Source organism: Mesorhizobium sp. M5C.F.Ca.IN.020.32.2.1, from assembly GCF_004023105.1.
Taxonomy (GTDB): Bacteria; Pseudomonadota; Alphaproteobacteria; order Rhizobiales; family Rhizobiaceae; genus Mesorhizobium; species Mesorhizobium wenxiniae.
In genome coordinates, this window is record NZ_RZSX01001080.1 from 1 (window position 1) to 1,853 (window position 1,853).

At 62.2% G+C, this 1,853-nt stretch carries 2 protein-coding genes and 1 pseudogene; all 3 read right to left on the reverse strand.

Annotated features, from left to right (window positions below; all coding sequences use genetic code 11):
* Positions 1-46 precede the first annotated feature (46 nt).
* A pseudogene (locus EOA86_RS33030) lies at positions 47-142 on the reverse strand (3-hydroxyacyl-[acyl-carrier-protein] dehydratase FabZ); the annotation flags it as partial.
* A 1-nt stretch (position 143) separates the two neighbouring features.
* A complete protein-coding gene (lpxD, locus tag EOA86_RS33035) occupies positions 144-1,202 on the reverse strand; it encodes a UDP-3-O-(3-hydroxymyristoyl)glucosamine N-acyltransferase (RefSeq protein WP_128345402.1) in 1,059 nt (352 codons plus the stop codon).
* 180 nt (positions 1,203-1,382) lie between these two features.
* Positions 1,383-1,853: BamA/TamA family outer membrane protein (locus tag EOA86_RS33045; protein ID WP_164892253.1), on the reverse strand; the 471-nt coding region annotated here is incomplete at its 5' end.

Below are 1,853 nucleotides of genomic sequence, written 5' to 3' on the forward strand. Positions count from 1 at the left end.
ACATATTGGGGTTGATGAAGCTCCTGCCGCATCGCTATCCGTTCCTGATGATGCGGTCGATCATCAGGAACGGATAGCGATGCGGCAGGAGCTTCATCAACCCCAATATGTCGACCGCCTCGAGCGTCGTCGCCGCCACCATCTCAGTTCTTCCCTCCGTCGCTGGATTTGCGCGCCCTGGCCAGTCTTCGCAGAGCCGCGATCTCCCGCATGGCTTCGGCCATGGGCTGCGCTGGGTACCCACCCCAAATCTCGCCCGCAGGGACGTTGCTCATGAACCCGCTTCTTGCAGCAAGCTTGGCTCCTGTTCCTATGGTCAGGTGATCTGCAAGGCCGACACCGCCACCCATGGTGACGTTGTCGCCCACCGTTACGGAACCGGAAATACCCGAAAGGCCGGCGATTATGCAGTTGCGGCCGATACGGACGTTATGAGCGATCTGCACCAGATTGTCGATCTTGGTGCCTTGACCGATGATCGTGTCGGACATGGCGCCACGATCGACCGTGGTGTTCGAGCCGATCTCGACGTCGTCCTGGATAATGACCCGGCCGATTTGCGGGACGCGCTCCGGGCCCTTGGCGCCGGCCACGAAGCCAAAACCGTCCTGGCCGATGCGGGCGCCGCCATGAATGATGACGCGGTTGCCGATAAGCGCGTACTGGATGCTGACGCCTGGACCGACATAGCCGTCGCGGCCGAACTGGCAGGAGGGACCGATGACCGCATGAGGAGCGATGACGGTTCCGCTGCCGATAGATGCGCGGGGGCCGATGATCGCGCCGGCCTCGACGATCGCGCCGGCCTCGACATGCGCCGATGCATCGACATGGGCATGCGGCGAGATACCGGTTTCGCCAGTCATCGGCGCCGGTGTCGCAGCCGCCGGAAAAAGAAGGCGTCCGACCATCGCGAAAGCCTGTTGCGGGCGTGGATGGACCAAAACCGCGATGCCCGCCGGCGCTTTGCCGGCAAATTCGGCGGGACAGAGAACCGCCGCTGCCCGCAGCGATTGCATCAGCGCGAAGTTGCGCCTGCCATCGACGAAGACAAGAGCGTGCTCGCCGCCTTCGCTTGCCGGCGCCAAGGCTTCGATCGATATATCGGAGAGGTCGGAATCAACAAGCACCGAGCCGGTCAGATTCGCGACTTCGCCAGCCGTATACCGGCGTGATGGCGCGAAGAACACCGGATCGGTCATTCCAGAAGCTATATCCAGCTAGCGCATGACCCCGAAAATCGGAATCGATTTTCGGAAACGATCATGCGCAAAATCAAAGTTCTACAGCGTCCTTTGCGCGTCCAAGAGGACGCTCGGCGCTGTAGTGTCGGATCACTCTCTTCCGGACGCCAACGGCCCGGAAGCATCGTTGCCCGCCGATCAGAAGCGGGTCGATATACCGAAGTTGAATTCCTGTACCTCGTCGGTGTCCTCCTTGAGGACCGGAATCGCATAGTCGATGCGGATCGGGCCAAAGGGCGACGCCCACATAAGACCGACGCCGACAGAGGCGCGCCACTGCATGTCGACCGTCGACTGATCGACCAGTGCGGTCTCGATCTTGCTGCCATAGAGCGTCGCCGCATCGGCGAACACCGCGCCGCGCAGGCCGAAGCTTTCCGGAATGACCGGCATCGGGAACTGGGCTTCCGCAGAGGCATTGAAATAGGTGGTGCCGCCGAGATGGTCGTCGCTGGGTGCTGGGGCCGCCGGACCGATGCCGCCATAGGCGAAGCCGCGGATCATGCGGTCGCTGCTCTGGAAATGATCGAAGATGCGCAGGTCGTCGTTGCCGAAGCCCTGGATATGGCCAGCCCCGCCCGAAATCACCCCCACCAGATCAAGCTGCTC